We start from the raw sequence: 17,533 nt of genomic DNA, 5'->3' as shown, positions 1-17,533 counted from the left end.
AATATTTTAATACAAACAAGTTCCTTTATATTTTAAAAAGTATAGGGTTTTAATTATGGGTTTAACTTTGAACATATAACAATTTTTGAATTAGTGTTTAAAGAACTTGTTTGTATTCCTATTTAGGGGGTAAACTTAGTGGTTATGGCGTACACTAAATTCACCTATTTAATTCAGTTAATAATTAACTTTATTAACTTTTTAAACATCAAGATAATCTCTATGGTTAAATTATATATGATAATGATTATCAATGTCAATACTTATTTAAAACTTTTTTTAATTATTTATAGAATTTTTATTTAAACTGTAGTTATGTGTTTATAATGTAAAAATATTTTAATTAATACCTTTCTTCAATTCATAATTTATAATGTAAAATTCACAATTATGGTTGAAATTAATTCTTTATGAATTAATTTCTTAGACTATTTTTCTAACAATGTATTGCCACATCTCTATAAGAATTGATTATATCACTTCAAAAATAAATAATTTTAAATTTCTCAGCTTTTGCTGAGAAATATCCATAATTGTGAATTTAATAGTTCCAACTAAAATACTAAAAAATGACGTTTATTTTGATATATACATTAAATTTAGGATAAAGATATATAGTGTCTTTAACTATATATATCTGAAAATTCTATTTGAATTTTTTCTACGTTATAATCATGAGCACAATTATGTTCAATAATTTTAGGCTGTTTTTTGGACAATATATTTGGAAGTTCTACTATAAATTCACTACCATGTCCTTCTTTGCTTTTAACATAAACTTGTCCACCATGAGCCTCAACAATTGATTTTACCAATGATAATCCTATGCCACTTCCTTCATGGTTTCTTGTAAATAATGGATCACTTTGAACAAATCTTTCAAATATACTCTCCTGCATTTCTTCTGAAATACCTATTCCATCATCTTTTACAGATATTTCTATAGTTTCTCCCTTATCATAGATACTTACCCATATATGTCCACATTCTTTAGAAAATTTAATAGCGTTAGATAACAAATTCAATATGACTCTTTCCATATTTTCTCTATCTATTCCAATTATTTTTTCTTCTATATCTGTATCAAAAATTAAACTTAAACCCTTGCTTTCAATATAATCTACTGTTGACATAGTAATATCCTCAACTACTTTCACTATGTCATAGTTTCCAAAACCCATTTTTAGATATCCAACTTCTATTCTAGTAATATCTATTAAGTTATTTATAAGTCTTAATAACCTATAACAATTTTGCTTCATTACAGATAAATATCTCTTAGTTGTTGATTCCTCTCCAACTAAACCGTTTTCCCTATGCTTATGCTGAAGCAATTGCACAACACTTAATATGATATTTAAAGGTGTTTTTAATTCATGAGAAACATTAGCTATAAATTCAGTTTTAAGTCTATCATATTTTAAAGCTTGCTCTAGCTTATATTTATCTCTTTGTGCATTCTTTCTTTCTGTAACATCATAAATAACTATAATAGCAGATAAGCTGTCTTCGAATATAAAAGGCGATGCCCCTACTTCTACCTCTAATTCAGTTCCATCAGCTCTCATTAAACTTAATTGTCTAAATTCTATCTGTTTTAATTCATTAAATATATGATCTCCCATTTCATACATTAAATGCTTATACTCATCTGGTATATATTTGGAAGCATTACTATTTATCACGTCATTCATAGATTTTTCATTAAGCATATTTACGAGTGATTCATTAACAAACGTAATTTTTCCATTATTGAGAATAGCTACTCCGTAAGGTAAAAATGCTAATAACCTTTTATAATATTCCTCATTTTTTATAAGCTTTTCTTCCATATGAACCCTTTTGCTTATGTCTTTAGCTATTAACACACTAAACTCTTCATCATTCTCAAAGAAGGACATTGAAAATATATCTCCATATACTTCTTTGCCATCATAAGTTTTAAGCTTAACTTGCGATATTGGAAGCTGACTCTTTGAATGATTAAGTTCAGAAAAAATACTTCTATAATCTAATTTTAATGTCGAATCAAAGGTTATTAAGTCGTAAAATTTTTTACCTATTATCTCTTCTTCACTGTTTACATTTAAAAAATGCTGTGCTTCTTTATTTGCAAAAATAATTTCTTCATCCTTTTTAATGATAATTATATTTGGAGAATATACCAAAATTTTTCTCATCATATCGCAGTTTAATGAACTGCAACTTTTTCCTAAATTGTCTATATCTTCTTTACTTTTATAAATATTTTGAAGCTTTTCATCCTCTTTTATTACCTTATTTATAGAGTTTATGTATGTTTTACTATTATACTGTTCCTCTTCTATTGATGAAATTTTCTGCATAATTATTATAAAAGCATTTTCTTCATTATACTTAATATTCCTAGATATAATACTAAACTTTCCCTTTTCTCCTGATTCAAAGATTATATTTTTTGTGACCTTATTTAAAATATTGTTTTTTCTTAAGGTACCGTAATCTATAACTATTCCGTCACTACTATCAATAGTCATAACTTCATATAGCAACTGCTTTTCTATATCTACAAAGTTATTGTATCCTATTAAGTTGCTAGCTATTGTATTGCAATATAAAAGCTTGTCATTCTCACCTAAAATTATTACAGCTTCTGATAAGAACTCAAATAACTCTATATCTTTGCTTTCTGTTAAAACCATATCCTCTCGGCCCCCACATAGTATTTAATTATATTACGACTATGAAATATCATATTTTTATAACATATTATATTTTACAATAAAATTAACAATGTACTTAGAAAAATTTTTATCTATTTTTCAACATTTTTTTCGCTGTTTATCGAAATTTGTATTATAATAATAGTATCGATATTTTAAAAAAATAATTTTTAGATTCAAATTTGTAGTAATATAAAAATATAATAATAAAAGTAGGAGTTTATATTATGAAAAAAAATAAGAGTATTAAGAAAATAATATTTATAACTTTATCTGTTTTATTACTGTGTTTAGGTGCAGTTTATGTTTATAGTTATTCATTATTAGATAAAATTAAAACAGTAGACTTTACCAATGACAAAAAAGAACTTGGAATAAATACTGAAAAAATTAAACCTAAGAATAATGATAGCGACGGTAACATTGATCATACTGAAGGTATTACTAATATAGCAATATTTGGTATTGATAGTAGGTCTACAGAAGATAAAGGTCGTTCAGATGCTATTATGATACTTACTGTAGATACAAAGCATAATAAGCTTAAACTTACTTCTTTAATGAGAGATTCCTATGTGAACATAGAAAATCGTGGATATGATAAACTAAATCATGCTTATGCTTATGGTGGACCATTATTAGCTATTAAGACTATCAATCAAAACTTTGGTACAGACATATCGGATTATGTAGCAGTTAATTTTGAATCAGTAGTTGACGTAATAGATTATTTCGGAGGTATTGAACTTGAAGTAACAGCTGAAGAAGCAGATCTAATAAATAAATATCAAAGTGATGCTTCTCAAATTACAGGTAAACAAGTAGATACTTTGTATGGATCTGGAAAAGTTAAATTAAGTGGTATGCAAGCCTTATCTTATAGTAGAATTAGAGCCTTAGATGACGGAGATTTTGCTAGAACACAAAGACAAAGAAAAGTTTTAGAAACCACTTTAAATAAAGCATTAAAGTCTGATGTAACACAACTTCCAAAAACTATCTCTAGTATTGCACCTATGCTTACTACAAGCTTAACAAAAACAGAAATGATGTCTTTAGGAACTTCTGTACTTAAATCTGGCATAGCCTTAGAGCAACAGCGTTTTCCAGTGGATGGATATTGCAAATCTGAGATTATTGATGATGTATGGTATTTAAAATTTGATGAAGAAGAAACTGTAAATCAAATGATTGATTACTTATTCTTTGATATAGCACCAAAACCTAAGGATCCATTATTCTAAAAAAAGTGTGACAAATTGTCACACTTTTTTAAACTCACCATTTGATTTTCTCTTCAATTAATAAAACCGTAGCTAAAAGCTACGGTTTTATTAATATATAATTAGCAAATATTAAATTGTTATTATTAACACTTTAATACAATTTTAAACTTTCAATTCTAATGATAATTATCTAGTATTAATTAACTATTGGCAATGTGTCAACTTTTTTATGTTGACATCTCTTACAAACTTTTATTTTACTTCCGTCTTCTAAAGTTATATCATATAAAACTTTTATTCTTTCAGCTTTGCATATAGGACAAGTTCCTCTACCTCTAGATGGTAATTTCCATAATGCTTTTCCACGATATTGTTTTCCCATTTTAATTCCCCCACTTTACTTTTATAGTTTATTTTCTTTTCTATAAAATATTATTGCTTATGGGGTAATTTTATGACTATGATTTAACTATACTTTTTAAATAATCCATAAAATTTTCTCTTAATTCTTCTCTTTTTAGTGCATATTCTACTGTAGCTTGTAAAAATCCTAGCTTATCACCTACGTCATACCTTCTTCCGTCAAAAATATACGCATACATATCTTCTTTAGATATAAGAGTTTTTAGTGCATCTGTTAACTGAATTTCCCCACCCTTACCTGGTTTCGTATTTTCTAAGATTTCAAATATAGTTGGGTTTATTATATATCTTCCCAATATAGCCACATTAGAAGGTGCTTCCTCCACTTTAGGCTTTTCAATTAAATCCTCTACTTTATAAAGTCTATCAGAAAGCTTTATTCCCTTAACTATACCATATTTATTAGTATCTTCTTTATTTACTTGTTGTACTCCCAATATTGTACAATTATATTTTTCATATTCATCTATAAGCTGCTTTAAACAAGGAGTTTTACTATCTACTACATCATCTCCTAAAAGCACTGCAAAAGGCTCATTCTTAGCAAAAATTTTAGCACAAGAAATAGCATGACCTAATCCCTTAGGTTCTTTTTGCCTTACATAATATATGTTTACTAAATTTGTTATATCATTTACTAATTTTAACAAATCTTCTTTGCCACTATTTTTTAAGTTCAACTCTAACTCAACAGCTCTATCAAAGTGATCTTCAATAGACTTTTTATTGTGTCCTGTTATTATAAGTATTTCTTCAATTCCAGCTTCCACTGCTTCCTCTATAATATATTGAATTGTAGGTTTATCAACTATAGGTAACATCTCTTTTGGCATTGCCTTAGTTGCAGGCAAAAACCTAGTTCCTAGTCCTGCTGCTGGAATAATAGCTTTTTTAACTTTCATATATAACTCCTCCTAAATCTATACATTCATGATTATTTTAAGAATTGTTAAATCACCACTTATATAGTATTTCCCTAAAGTAGCTGGTATTAATACAACTTCTCCACTATTCAGCCACTCTTCACTATTATTATAAGCTACAACGCCTTTTCCTTCTATACAAATGTATACATAAAAGCTTTCCTCACAACTTTCCTGTTCTAAAATATTATTTATTTCATATTTTTCCACAGAAAAATACTCCATATCCCCATAATTAATTTTATTATATCCTTTAAAATTTTCTTTACTTTCTTTTAACCGCTCTCCTACTATGTCTAAATTTATTACATCTAAAGCCTTATTTACATGAATTTCCCTTCCCCTATTATAATCATAAACCCTATATGTTACATCACTACTTTGCTGAATTTCCACTAGTACTATTCCATTTCCTATAGCATGAAGCAATCCAGCATTGACATAGTAAGCCTCTCCCTCTTTTACTTTAATTATATTTAAATATTTTTCCAGATCTCCACTAATTACTCCACTTTTAAATTCCTCTTTACTACAAGCTCTATTTCCAAGAATTATATTAGAGCCTTCCTCTGCTTTAAGTATATACCATAACTCTGACTTACCATTTTCATTTTCTACAGCTCTAGCGTATTCATTATTAGGATGTACTTGTATAGATAAATTATCTTCTGCACTTATAAATTTTATAAGTATAGGAAAATTTTCTAAATCTATATTTCCTCCTAACAGCTTCTCTCCTTCAATTTCTATAATCTCTTTTAAAGTTCTTCCCTTATAAATTCCATTTTCTATTATACTTAATCCATTTTTATGACAAGATAGCTCCCAACTTTCACCTATATTTCCTCTAGGAAGATCTTTTTTAAACTTTTCCAGTCCACGTCCTCCCCATATCTTTTCAAAGTAAACAGGCTTGAATTTTAATGGATACATGCCCTCCCCCTTATAAATTGCTTACAACTATAAAACTAGCTTAAAGATTTTATTATTAGCACAATAATTATGGATATTTATCAATTTAATAATTTAAATAGGCTATCAAATCATATGATTTGATAGCCTATTAATAATATATTCCCTTATAAAATATAAAATTACTTGATAGACAGTTTTCTTTTTAGTTCTTTTTCATGACTTAAAATAGCATTTAATTCTCCACCTAATAAAATTATTATAGAAGTTATATAAAGCCATATCATTAAAACTATAATAACTCCTATGCTACCATAAATAGCTGAATAGTTATTAAAGTTATTCACATAGTAGGAAAATCCTAAACTTGAAATTATCCATCCTATAGTAGTGAAAATTGCTCCCGGCAAAACTTCTATCCATTTTAATTTTCTGCAAGGGATAAAATGATATATAGCCGCAAAAACAAAAGTCATAGAGACTAATGAAAATGGATATCTGAGCAGATGGACATAATTAAATAAGGCCAATTCTATGCCTAACCACTTCTTAATTGCATCACTTATCATTTGACCAAAAACTAAAAAGCTCAATATAAATATAATTACAAATACTAGTCCAATCATAAAGATTACTGAAATCAGAAGTATTTTAAAATAACTTCTAGTTTCTTTTTCCTCATAAGCTCTATTTAGCCCATATATTATAGCCCTAAAAGCTCTAGATGCAGTATATAGGGTAAATATAAGTGAAAAAGATAATAATTCACTATTTCTTGTTAGTAATACTTGTTTTACTGTATTTTCAACCAATACATATGCCTCTGTAGGCATTATGGTTTGAAGTGCCACTAAAACATTATTAGCATCAAGTGAGCTATGTCCTAAAAGTGTTAATAAAAATATTAAAAAGGGAAAAAAGGAAAGTAGCATATCGTAGGCTAATTGAGAAGCCAAAGCCGATACATTATGCTGCTTATACTTTAAAATCATTTTGATTATATAATTAGTTATACACATAACACACTCCTTATCTAGAAAAGCTGTCTAAAACCATTAAATAAATTAAGTCCTTATAATATAATGATACTATAATATATTTTTATTATAACATTCCTAAATTATTCTTATAGTATAATAAAGACATTTTTATAATACTCTCGGATATAGTAGCCTGGTGACTTATAGATAAACTGCCTAAAAAGTTAATTTATAACTAATTAACTATGCCATTAAATATTTCAATTGACAACTTAAAATAATGCACAATTCAAAATTCACAGTGCACAATTAAAGTTAAAATTAGTTTTAATTAAACTAATTTCTTTAATGGATTTTTTAATAGTAGTACAACTCCTAGCTTTTATCACAAAAACTAACTATATCACTTTAAAACAAATCAATTTTAAATTTCTCAGCTTCTGCTGAGAAATATCCACAATTGTGAATTTTACATTATGAATTGTAAATTCAACAGTTTTAATTGTAATACTAAAACCATAAATATTTTACATATATGTTAATTTTACAACTAGTATATATAAGCTTTAGTTGTTAATTTTTAAAGGGAGAGATTTATATGAGATTAGCCTTAGCGCAAATTAATATTGCTTGGGAAGAAAAAGAAAAAAATTTAAGATTATGCGAAACTTTTATATCTGAAGGAAAAGCTAAATCTGTAGATTTAATTCTTTTTCCTGAAATGACTTTAACAGGTTTTACAATGAATACAGAAAAATTAGGAGAAGATGATAATTTCTCTGTAAAAAGAATGAAACTTCTTGCAAAAAAATATAATATCGCCATTGGTTTTGGTCATATTGAGAAAGTATTATTAGAGAATAAAATTATGGGGAAAAATATTTATTCAATAATTTCAAACAATGGTGAAGTATTAACTAGTTATAGTAAAATTCATCCTTTCTCTTTTGGTGAAGAAAGTTTTCATTATATAAGTGGAGAAAAAATAAATACATGTAATATAGGTGATATAACTATTTCACCTTTTATTTGCTATGATTTAAGATTTCCTGAAATTTTTCAAATAGCTTCTAAAAACTCTCACCTCATCACAGTAGCAGCTAATTGGCCTGAAAGCCGAATAGAACATTTTAAGATATTACTTAAAGCAAGGGCTATTGAAACTCAATGCTATATTGCAGGAATAAATCGTGTAGGAGAAGGAAATGGATTAATCTATAATGGTTGGTCCATGATAGTGGATCCCCTTGGAAGAGAAGTATGTAATCTTAAAGACATAGAAGGACTGTTAATAGGAGAAATTGATAAAAAATTGGTTAATGAAGTAAGAGAAAATTTTAAATTAAAAAATGATAGAAAAGAAGAATTATACTATAAATTATTTAAAGATACACTAAAAGATTAAGTATAAAAAATAAAAATGAAGAGTTGATCTGCAAATCAATTCTTCATTTTTATTTTTTATAAGTATTTGGTATTAGATTTATATCATACATTAAAAATTTTATTACTAATTATTCTTACATTTCAATCATATACTTAATATAAAATACAAGTTAGTCCTTAAAAATGACTTTGGGTCATAAATATTAGTATTTACTTAAATTATGGTTATACATATTTGATCCAATATTTTAAAAATATAATAATATTATTTCCTTAGGGGGTATATGTAATGGAATTTAAGGATAATTTTGAAAGAAAAGCAAAGGAGACAGTTTGTAAAACTGCAATAAAACTATTGGATAAAAATCCTGAAAAAAATATTGATAAACTATTTGGTATAGTTAAAAAAGCAACTAGAGACGAATTTAGTAAAAAAATAGTAGAAGATGTTTATGATATGTATTCCACCTCCCCACAAATTCAAGAATTTATGGTAGATATTTTAGAAAATACTAATAAAAACTGTTTAAAAAAATTCTTTACTAATATGGTAGGAAATGCTCTTTGGTATGGTGTTCCTAAAAGAGAATCTTTAGGTGAAGATAACAATACTAAAATTCCTTTTACAATTTTAATTAGTCCTTCTATGAGGTGTAATTTAAAGTGTACAGGTTGTTACGCTGCTAACTACAGTAAAAAAGATGATATTCCTTTTGAAGAAGTTGATAGACTAATTAAAGAAGCTAGAGATCTTGGAATATATTATATAGTTGTTCTAGGTGGCGAACCTTTCTTCAATGAATATATGATAGATATTTATAGAAAGTACAACGATATGTATTTTATGCCATTTACAAATGGAAGCTTATTTAATGAAAAACTAGTAGATACACTTGCCGAGCTTGGAAATGTTATGCCTATGCTTTCTCTTGAGGGAGATAGAGTTAGTACAGATAGTAGAAGAGGCATTGGAACCTTTAATTCTGTAATGAAGGGTATGGATTTATTAAAAGAAAAAGGTATACCTTTTGGTGCTTCTGCGGCTACAGCTAACAATAATATAGATTCTGTTACTTCAGAAGAATTTATAGATATACTTATAGAAAAAGGTGCTAGAATGATATGGTATTTTATGTTTATGCCTATAGGTGATAATCCACTAAATGATATGAAGTATATGCTTTCTCCAGAGCAGCGATTGAAACTTGGTGAAAGAACTAGAAATATAAGGGGCAGTAAAAAAATATTTCCTATTGACTTCTTTAATGATGCACCTTACGTAGGTGGATGTATTGCTGGTAAGTATTACTGCCATATAAATTCTAAAGAAGATTTGGAACCTTGTATATTCTCTCACTTTGCTACGGAAAATGTAAAGGATAAACCTCTACTACAAGCACTTAAAAATGATTACTTTAAAGAGCTTAGAAAAAGACATCCTTATAATAAAAATTTATTATTGCCTTGTCCTATGATAGACAATCCAAAAGAAATTAGAGAAATTGTAGCTTTAACTGGTGCTAAACCTACTCATCCTAGTGCAGAAATGATGATTAAAGATAGTGAATTTATGAGTAAGCTCGATAAATTAGCAGAAGAATTTGAGCCATATGCAAATAAAGCTTTTAAAGAAGAATTTAATAATACAGGAAATTATGATATGTCTAAAGGCTAATAATGATGGAGATTTGACAATGGGAAATTGACAATTGTGGTTGAAATTAGTTCTAATCAAACTGATTTCTTTAATTGATTTTTTTAATGACAATACAATTACTAATTTTTATTATAAGAATTTATTGCATAACTAAAGAAAGAAATCAATTCAAAACTTCTCCAATTAAGGAGAAGTTTCCACAATTGTAAATTATGAAATACACATTTTAAATTGAATAAAACTAATGAAAACACTAAAGAATATCAAATATTTTTATGTACATATCAATCCAAGACTCATTGCATCTGTACATGTATCAGTTATAAAAAATTTATAAATCATTTTGAATTCTTTTTATAATTAGTATTTTATTAATTTAAAAAGTCTCATGATCTACTTATAATTTACTCACATAAAATTCTATGAAATTTATTACATATTCATCAAAAATATTGATATTGTAAAAATCCATGCTATAATATAATTATCGAAATAATTATTAAATAATAATTATTATTGTTTGGAGGTTTAGATATGGATATTTTAGAAAAAATTTTAGAAACTCTAAAAACTAATGGAGAACCTATGAAATCTGGAGAAATTGCAGAAAAAGCTGGAATAGACAAAAAAGACGTTGATAAAGCAATAAAAAAATTAAAAGATGAAGAGAAAATAGAATCTCCAAAGAGATGTTATTATGCAGCTAAGTAGCTGTAATCTACAATTTTATTTTAGTTGACTGATAATATTTTTATATTATCAGTCCTTTTTTTATTTACTAGCAATTACATTGTTAGTTTTTATCATAAGAAGCTAATCTATAACTAAAAAAGAGATCTATCTAGGACTTCTGCTATTAAGAAGAATTTTCCACAATTATAAATTGTGAAATATACATTGATTTTAAATTTAGTATATAGAATAGTCCTTTATTATAATGTATAATTGATTATAATTTGGTTTACATATGATTGGCAACATAATGAAAGGGGTATTGTATGGATGACCAGTTTAAAAGATAATTTAAAATACGCAAATAGTAATTTTAAAGAACATTTTATTGCTGAAATTGAAAAAAAATATAGTAATACTATGAAACTCCAGTATATTAATATATTTAAAAATGTACTAGAGCTTGAAGAACGTGTGTTTAAAAAGGATTTATATGACTTTACTAAAGATGAAATTAAAAATACACTAAAAAATTTTAACGCAAAAACCTATAATTCTATTACCTCTAAATACAGTCTTATAAAAAAATACATACAATATGCAGAAGAGATGAACATAAAAAAAGGTATTATGAACTTTTCAATTAAAGCAGATGAAATTAGAAATCTCATATCTAGTGAAGCCTTAAAAAATAGATATTGTACGCGAAATGAATTGAAAAAAGTTCTATCTGGAAAACTAATTAATGGAAGTGATAAAGCAATATTTATTTTATTATTTGAAGGAGTTATGGGAAAAGAATATTCTGAATTACTTACATTAAAAACTCATCAAATTGATTTAGATAATAAAATAATCAATCTAAAAAATAAAATTATTAATATCTCTAATTATACTAAAGATACCATTCTTCAAACTATAGATGAAGATGTATACTATAAGTATCTTGGAGATATTTGTAGCACAAATGAAAGTTATACTTTAGATATAAATAGTCCCTATTTAATACGATTAAGACCTAAAAAAAATCAACTTACTCCTCAACCAATGAAAGTTGCAGGATTAAAGCGTAGATTAGATGTATTAAAGGATATAATGGAAAAGCCCTTACTTACAGGACGTACTATTTATTTAAGTGGTCTAGCAGAAAGAATAGTAAAACATGAAATAACTATAAATAGAAAATTAAATACTAGAGAAATAAGAGAGTTCTTAAGTGATAATAATGAGACCGTTGAAACCGGTGATATGTTACGTATTTTAAAATTAATGAGGGAAAAAATTTTAAAGGATTTAAATCATAAAATAGAAATATCATTTTATTAAGACATATGAATTCATCTATTAATACTACATTTAAATTAAGTATATAGCTAAGAGGGAGACTTTTCCCTCTTTTATTCTTTTTTATTTTTTAACTACTTCTTAGCTTAAAAAATAAATTTCTAATTTCTTCTCCTAAGAAAAGAAACTAGAAATTATTGCCATACAAGTTATTTATTATTATATCTATTTATTAATCTTCCCTGAATTCTATAAGAAATCAGTAATACGATTACTCCTATTAAGTTTACTACAAGTTTATTGCTCTCTGTTAAAAGATTAATATAACTTCCTTTACCTTTACTTGCTGTTAGTATTATCGATATAATAATCATTACTATAATAGATAAAAAGATTCCTGTACAAAGCTTAAATACTACTTCACTAAACTTAACAGTAAATGCCTTATCATAATCTTCTACAGTATTTTTCTTAAATAACCATATAATTGCTATCCACATTGCTATAATAATTAATAATAAACATATAATCTTTAATGAAAATTTATTTGATGGGCCTTTCAACATTAATATTTCTATAAACCTTAGTGGCCGAGTAAATAAATATGCAAATATTTCACTTATAGACTTTACTTTATTATAAAGCAAATCTGAAAGCATTATTGGAGTAATTGCACTATATGGTACCCATACAAAACTTAAAATTAAAGCTAAAATACTATTTCCAACTAAACCTTGAAATAATAATGCTATAGTTACTACTATAAAAGCTAGAGTTAGCTGAGATAAAAGAAATAAATTTATATTATGAAATGTTATATTAATTGCTTTATATTTTTCCACATCATTAAAGTATGTTAATAATCTTATAGCATAATCAAATATTAAAGGTATCCATATAGCAGTTAATACTGCTATAATCTTAGTTATTAATATTTGAAGCTTTGATGTAGGAAGGACAGACAGAAATCTCATATTTTTAAATTTGTCCCATCCAAAAGCTGCAGCTATCATAGCTATATATATTGCTGCTAAGGGTATTATCATTGGTTGGCTTATTATATTTTTATAGTGATCATTTGAAGAAAATGACCTTGGAGCAATAATTAAAATAATCATTGAATATATAGTTAAGGCTTTAATATCCTGGAAATATATTGCTTTATTAAAATATTTATTTATCAAGCCCTTCACCTCCCATGGTATCTATAAATAATTCCTCAAGACCTAAGCTTACTTCCTCAATATAAGTAGCACCAAACTTATTCAGCCTTGCTTCTAATTCTTTAGTGTAGTTTTTAACCACTATACTATGAACCCTACCTATTCTTTTTACCTTAATTACTTCATTCCATGATTCTAAATCTAAAAACGTATCTTCTTTAAACATAACTTGAAGCTTTTTAATATTTTCCTTCATATTATCTAAAGAGCTTGTATATTTAATTTCTCCTTTATTAATTATAGCTATTGAATCACAAATTCTCTCTAGTTCATCTAGATTATGAGATGTAATTAAAATCGTAGTATTCCTTTCTGCTACTTCCTCTAGAATTAAATTTATAAACTAATTTTTTATCAATGGATCTAATCCTATAGTAGGTTCATCTAAAATTATTATCTTAGGCATTATACTAAAACCTATCATGATAAAGAGAATTTTTTTCATTCCTCTAGAAAGTTTTGAAATTCTATATTTTTCATCTATCTTAAAAATATCATTTAAAGTGTTAAATCTTTCCTTATTAAAATTTTTATAAGCTCTTGAATAAAAACTTATAACATCTTTTACTTTATAATTAGAAAAAATACTATTTTCATCTTCCACAAAAGCTATTTCTTCTTTCATATTAATGTTCTCATAAATATGTTCTCCCATCATCTCTACACTTCCACTATCTGCTTTATAAGCTCCTACTATAGTGTTAATTAAAGTGATCTTTCCTGAACCATTAGGACCTATAATTCCAAATATACTTCCCTTCTCAATCTTCAAATTTATATTTTTTAAAATTTCTTTATTGCCAAGATTCTTATACAGGTTACTTATTTCTATCATTTAAATCCCCCCTAAATTCGTCATAAATATTTTCTAGCATGTCAATTACTGCTTTTTTATCCATTCCCATATAGTGAGCTTCTAGTATAGTCTTTTTTAAATTCTCCTTAATTGTTTTTATTTTATCTTCATCTATTTTAGGTTTATAGCTTAAAGATACATATGTCCCTTTACCCCTTATAGTTTCTATTATCTTTTCTCTTTCAAGTTCTGAATAAGCTTTACTTACTGTGTTGGGATTAGTGGTAATCATTGAAGCCATTTCTCTTACTGAAGGTAATTTATCTCCTGGTTTAAGAATACCTTTAAATATATTTTCTTTAACTCCATTCACTATTTGTTCGTAAATAGGTATACTACTTCTACTATCTATATTTATCAATATTTCACCACCTTTCTGTATTAAGTGTACTATATCAACTAATACACTTAATACATTCATATTATTATCAATATGATCTTTTGTCAATATAAATTTTTATTATATAGGCATAAATTATATTAAGAGTTAGCTACATTTATTAAATAAATTAAATATGTTAAAATAAATATAGATATTAATTTTGAGTTTATGGGTTCATATTATTGTGTAAATATAAATTTTATATTGTTTCTATTATATTAAGGCTATAAATTTACCTAAGAAACTTAAATTTAATTAATCTTTAGTATTAAATTTATTTTTTATATTACGTAAAAGGATGGGTTTTTTATGGATATTAAGGTTTCTACTGAAGAAAAAGCAGTATTAAAATCACAAGCTATTCTAGCTCAAAAGCAAGAAGGATATTATTCAATTAGAATATTAAGTAATGCAGGTAATTTTACTTCTGATCAACTATCAGCACTATCAAAAATTTCTTCAAAATATGGAAAAGGATATTTAGGACTAACTACTAGGTTATGTATTGAAATTCCATACATAAAACATGAAGATATAGAAGCTGTTAAAAAAGAACTTGCAGAAAATAACTTAGTTAATGGAGGTACTGGTAAGAAAGTAAGGCCAATTACAGCATGTAAAGGCACGGTATGTGTTCACGGACTTTTAGATACACAAAGTTTAGCTTCTAATATACATAATGAATACTTTGGAAGAGAACTGCCTGCAAAATTTAAAATAGGAGTTGTAGGATGTCCTAATAATTGTGGTAAGGCACAATTAAATGACATAGGAATAATACCTCACGTTAATATTGAAATCAATGAAAATAACTGTGTACTATGTGGAAAATGTATTAAAGTATGCAGAGAAGGTGCTTTAGTAAAGGAAAATAAAAAATTAGTTTATAAAGAAGACCTTTGTGTGCACTGTGGTAAATGTGCAACTGCCTGTGGGCTTGGAGCTATTAAAAAGAAATCTGAAGGTGTAAAACTATACCTAGGGGGAAGATTTGGCAGAAGAGCTAAAATGGGTGAACCACTGAATAAATTATTTAAGGAAGAAGAAATACTTCCAATGTTAGATAAAATTATGACTTACTACAATGAAAATGCCAATCCACTAGAAAGACTTTCTTCAATGATAGAAAGAATAGGATTTGAAGAAGTAGAAAAAAATTTATTATAGAAATCTAAAATTTTTGTTTTAGATAAAATTACAGTAATTAAAAACTCCAAGAAAAATTTCTTGGAGTTTTTAATTACTGTAATTGATCCATTTGATTTTCTCTATTATCTTGTTTTTTCTTTATATTTGACAATGCAGAATCATTCATATGTTCTTTATTATGTTTTATATATTTATTTGCTTTTTCATAGTTTCCCTTTAAATTTTTTAATTGCTCTTCAGTAGAGGAATTATTATCATAACTTTCTAAATCATTTTTCCTATTTTTAGTTTCATTTTTCATTACTTTACACTCCTATTTCTTTAATAAATTTCATTCTCTATTATTTTGTGATTTTTAATAGTAAAAATACTATTAAATTAATGGTTATAGTGTAAAGAATATTAAATTTTTATTTGACTTTATAAAAAGTAAATTTATCTACTTTTAAAACAAACTTATAGATAAATAACAAATTTTAAATAGCTAATTAGCTTAAACTCAATATCTTATAATAAACTTTTCAAAAAAATTATAATTTTAAACGTTTAAAAAGATATCCTAAAAATTAGAATATCTTTTTAAATATTTAACTATAGATATTTGTGTAACATGTTGATTACCATGCAAAATCTTTATGAAATTATTTTATACCAATATTAAATTTTTATACTTAAAAAAATAAATATTATTACAAAAATATATTCAATTGCTCTTACTATATAATTATTTTTTAATGTAACTTAGTATAAAATTTAATTAAATATTACGTTGCATAATACTTCTATTCCTTTTTCAATATCTTTAATATTTGCCATTTCTGCTATACTATTTTTATATCTTACAGGAACGGAAAGTACTCCCGTTTTTATTCCATTTGTTTCTCTATGAATTCTACCACCATCTGTGCCTTTCTCACTAAATACATACTGAGGTTCAATATTAGCTTTTTTGCAAGCATTTTCAAGCATTTCTTTGGCTTCATGATGTATTATTAAATTTCCATCAAAAACATGAAGTCCTACACCATTTCCTAGCTTAAATCTTCCCTTTCCTTCTAAATTATCACTGGATTCTTCAGCATCTACAATTATACAATACATAGGATTTATAGAGTATGCTGCTGCTCTTGCTCCTCTACCATCTAATATATTTTGAGTAGAAAATACAAAAGAAAACTCTTTATTTAATTCACCTAGTTTTTCTCTATCTTTAGATAATCCTTCTATTATTTTTAGTAACATATAACATCCAATTCTATTATCTAATGCTGGAGCTGATATATTATCTCCTATTTTTACTATTTCACCTTTAAATACTGCCACATCTCCTTCTTTTATTTTCTTTAGTGCTTCTTCCCTACTATTTACTCCTAAGTCTATATATACATCATCTATCTCTGATGACTTTTTATCACTACAAACTCTTCCTATAGTTCCATTTTCAAAAACTACTAAGCTATCGATAATATTATTAATTTTAAAATCTCCTAAATTCCCAACTTTCACAAACCCTTTATCATCAATAACTGTTGCAATTAAGCCTACTGTATCCATATGAGAAACAAACATAAGCTTATCTTCTTCACATTGTACTTTTGCACCCATTTTAACTATAACATTGTCCATTTTATCAACTTCATAATTTATATCTAATTCATTTAGTTTATCAAAAATAACATTTCTTACGCCTTCTTCATGAGAACTTGTACCAAAAGCTTTTATTAGCTTTTCTAATAATATGTCCATAAATCTATCCTC

17 protein-coding genes are annotated in these 17,533 nt (G+C 26.1%); 6 read left to right on the top strand and 11 right to left on the bottom strand.

Translation table 11 applies throughout. The annotated features are described in order from the left end of the window. Positions 1-623: 623 nt before the first annotated feature. Complete coding sequence (locus tag ACWPW7_RS06890) at positions 624-2,681, bottom strand: PAS domain-containing sensor histidine kinase (RefSeq protein ID WP_454052909.1); 2,058 nt, start codon at positions 2,679-2,681, stop codon at positions 624-626. A gap of 248 nt (positions 2,682-2,929) precedes the next feature. On the opposite strand from ACWPW7_RS06890, the gene ACWPW7_RS06885 reads away from it, so the two are divergent. Then, positions 2,930-3,946 carry an LCP family protein gene (locus tag ACWPW7_RS06885; protein WP_454052908.1) on the top strand — a complete coding sequence of 339 codons (1,017 nt, stop codon included), beginning with the start codon at positions 2,930-2,932 and terminating at the stop codon, positions 3,944-3,946. A 178-nt stretch (positions 3,947-4,124) separates the two neighbouring features. Here the strand turns inward: ACWPW7_RS06885 and ACWPW7_RS06880 are convergent, their stop codons facing one another. The 4 genes from ACWPW7_RS06880 to ACWPW7_RS06865 form a co-directional block, all read right to left on the bottom strand. Beyond that, positions 4,125-4,310 (bottom strand): hypothetical protein, encoded by a 186-nt coding sequence (locus ACWPW7_RS06880; protein ID WP_291567861.1) that lies wholly within the window; start codon positions 4,308-4,310, stop codon positions 4,125-4,127. A gap of 76 nt (positions 4,311-4,386) precedes the next feature. Then, positions 4,387-5,253, bottom strand: coding sequence for a UTP--glucose-1-phosphate uridylyltransferase GalU (gene galU, locus ACWPW7_RS06875; RefSeq protein WP_291567863.1), 867 nt, complete (start codon positions 5,251-5,253; stop codon positions 4,387-4,389). An 18-nt stretch (positions 5,254-5,271) separates the two neighbouring features. After that, positions 5,272-6,207 carry a type I phosphomannose isomerase catalytic subunit gene (locus ACWPW7_RS06870; protein ID WP_291567865.1) on the bottom strand — a complete coding sequence of 312 codons (936 nt, stop codon included), beginning with the start codon at positions 6,205-6,207 and terminating at the stop codon, positions 5,272-5,274. 161 nt (positions 6,208-6,368) lie between these two features. Continuing rightward, positions 6,369-7,205, bottom strand: coding sequence for a YihY/virulence factor BrkB family protein (locus tag ACWPW7_RS06865; protein ID WP_291567867.1), 837 nt, complete (start codon positions 7,203-7,205; stop codon positions 6,369-6,371). 559 nt (positions 7,206-7,764) lie between these two features. Between ACWPW7_RS06865 and ACWPW7_RS06860 the strand changes: the two genes are divergently transcribed. The 4 genes from ACWPW7_RS06860 to ACWPW7_RS06845 all read left to right on the top strand — a co-directional run bounded on the left by ACWPW7_RS06860 (position 7,765) and on the right by ACWPW7_RS06845 (position 12,207). After that, positions 7,765-8,571: a nitrilase-related carbon-nitrogen hydrolase gene (locus ACWPW7_RS06860; protein ID WP_454052907.1), complete on the top strand. Its 807-nt coding sequence runs from the start codon at positions 7,765-7,767 to the stop codon at positions 8,569-8,571. A 270-nt stretch (positions 8,572-8,841) separates the two neighbouring features. Beyond that, the gene (locus ACWPW7_RS06855) at positions 8,842-10,227 is read left to right on the top strand and encodes a radical SAM protein (protein ID WP_454052906.1); all 1,386 of its coding nucleotides are present in this window, start codon (positions 8,842-8,844) and stop codon (positions 10,225-10,227) included. A 516-nt stretch (positions 10,228-10,743) separates the two neighbouring features. Beyond that, a complete protein-coding gene (locus ACWPW7_RS06850) occupies positions 10,744-10,920 on the top strand; it encodes an HTH domain-containing protein (protein ID WP_454052905.1) in 177 nt (58 codons plus the stop codon). Positions 10,921-11,211: 291 nt separating this feature from the next. Continuing rightward, positions 11,212-12,207 carry a phage lytic cycle repressor MrpR family protein gene (locus ACWPW7_RS06845; RefSeq protein WP_454052904.1) on the top strand — a complete coding sequence of 332 codons (996 nt, stop codon included), beginning with the start codon at positions 11,212-11,214 and terminating at the stop codon, positions 12,205-12,207. A 167-nt stretch (positions 12,208-12,374) separates the two neighbouring features. On the opposite strand, the gene ACWPW7_RS06840 is transcribed toward ACWPW7_RS06845, so the two are convergent. The 4 genes from ACWPW7_RS06840 to ACWPW7_RS06825 form a co-directional block, all read right to left on the bottom strand. Next, entirely contained in the window at positions 12,375-13,349 is a 975-nt protein-coding gene (locus tag ACWPW7_RS06840) for a hypothetical protein (RefSeq protein WP_454052903.1), read from the bottom strand. Continuing rightward, a complete protein-coding gene (locus ACWPW7_RS06835) occupies positions 13,339-13,584 on the bottom strand; it encodes a hypothetical protein (protein WP_454052902.1) in 246 nt (81 codons plus the stop codon). Before ACWPW7_RS06835 ends, ACWPW7_RS06840 begins: the two co-directional genes overlap by 11 nt. Positions 13,585-13,731: 147 nt before the next feature. Next, positions 13,732-14,223 (bottom strand): ATP-binding cassette domain-containing protein, encoded by a 492-nt coding sequence (locus ACWPW7_RS06830; RefSeq protein ID WP_454052901.1) that lies wholly within the window; start codon positions 14,221-14,223, stop codon positions 13,732-13,734. Next, complete coding sequence (locus tag ACWPW7_RS06825) at positions 14,207-14,605, bottom strand: GntR family transcriptional regulator (protein ID WP_454055479.1); 399 nt, start codon at positions 14,603-14,605, stop codon at positions 14,207-14,209. The genes ACWPW7_RS06830 and ACWPW7_RS06825 overlap by 17 nt, the downstream gene beginning before the upstream one ends. 330 nt (positions 14,606-14,935) lie before the next feature. On the opposite strand from ACWPW7_RS06825, the gene ACWPW7_RS06820 reads away from it, so the two are divergent. Further along, positions 14,936-15,793 (top strand): 4Fe-4S binding protein, encoded by an 858-nt coding sequence (locus ACWPW7_RS06820; protein ID WP_454052900.1) that lies wholly within the window; start codon positions 14,936-14,938, stop codon positions 15,791-15,793. 73 nt (positions 15,794-15,866) lie between these two features. Here ACWPW7_RS06820 and ACWPW7_RS06815 read toward each other — a convergent pair whose 3' ends face one another. Further along, a complete protein-coding gene (locus ACWPW7_RS06815; RefSeq protein ID WP_454052899.1) occupies positions 15,867-16,076 on the bottom strand; it encodes a hypothetical protein in 210 nt (69 codons plus the stop codon). Between the two features lie 452 nt (positions 16,077-16,528). Continuing rightward, complete coding sequence (locus tag ACWPW7_RS06810; protein WP_291567885.1) at positions 16,529-17,521, bottom strand: M42 family peptidase; 993 nt, start codon at positions 17,519-17,521, stop codon at positions 16,529-16,531. Positions 17,522-17,533: the final 12 nt, after the last annotated feature.

The organism is Clostridium sp. Marseille-Q7071, from assembly GCF_965112025.1.
Note: the sequence above shows the minus strand (reverse complement) of the source record. Positions and strands in the feature narration are given on the sequence as shown.

Bases quoted from the DNA above. Each gene is read 5' to 3' on its own strand.
- ACWPW7_RS06890 (WP_454052909.1), bottom strand. From the start codon at position 2,681: ATGGTTTTAACAGAAAGCAAAGATATAGAGTTATTTGAGTTCTTATCA.
- ACWPW7_RS06885 (WP_454052908.1), top strand. From the start codon at position 2,930: ATGAAAAAAAATAAGAGTATTAAGAAAATAATATTTATAACTTTATCT.
- ACWPW7_RS06880 (WP_291567861.1), bottom strand. From the start codon at position 4,310: ATGGGAAAACAATATCGTGGAAAAGCATTATGGAAATTACCATCTAGA.
- galU (WP_291567863.1), bottom strand. From the start codon at position 5,253: ATGAAAGTTAAAAAAGCTATTATTCCAGCAGCAGGACTAGGAACTAGG.
- ACWPW7_RS06870 (WP_291567865.1), bottom strand. From the start codon at position 6,207: ATGTATCCATTAAAATTCAAGCCTGTTTACTTTGAAAAGATATGGGGA.
- ACWPW7_RS06865 (WP_291567867.1), bottom strand. From the start codon at position 7,205: ATGTGTATAACTAATTATATAATCAAAATGATTTTAAAGTATAAGCAG.
- ACWPW7_RS06860 (WP_454052907.1), top strand. From the start codon at position 7,765: ATGAGATTAGCCTTAGCGCAAATTAATATTGCTTGGGAAGAAAAAGAA.
- ACWPW7_RS06855 (WP_454052906.1), top strand. From the start codon at position 8,842: ATGGAATTTAAGGATAATTTTGAAAGAAAAGCAAAGGAGACAGTTTGT.
- ACWPW7_RS06850 (WP_454052905.1), top strand. From the start codon at position 10,744: ATGGATATTTTAGAAAAAATTTTAGAAACTCTAAAAACTAATGGAGAA.
- ACWPW7_RS06845 (WP_454052904.1), top strand. From the start codon at position 11,212: ATGACCAGTTTAAAAGATAATTTAAAATACGCAAATAGTAATTTTAAA.
- ACWPW7_RS06835 (WP_454052902.1), bottom strand. From the start codon at position 13,584: ATGAAGGAAAATATTAAAAAGCTTCAAGTTATGTTTAAAGAAGATACG.
- ACWPW7_RS06830 (WP_454052901.1), bottom strand. From the start codon at position 14,223: ATGATAGAAATAAGTAACCTGTATAAGAATCTTGGCAATAAAGAAATT.
- ACWPW7_RS06820 (WP_454052900.1), top strand. From the start codon at position 14,936: ATGGATATTAAGGTTTCTACTGAAGAAAAAGCAGTATTAAAATCACAA.
- ACWPW7_RS06815 (WP_454052899.1), bottom strand. From the start codon at position 16,076: ATGAAAAATGAAACTAAAAATAGGAAAAATGATTTAGAAAGTTATGAT.
- ACWPW7_RS06810 (WP_291567885.1), bottom strand. From the start codon at position 17,521: ATGGACATATTATTAGAAAAGCTAATAAAAGCTTTTGGTACAAGTTCT.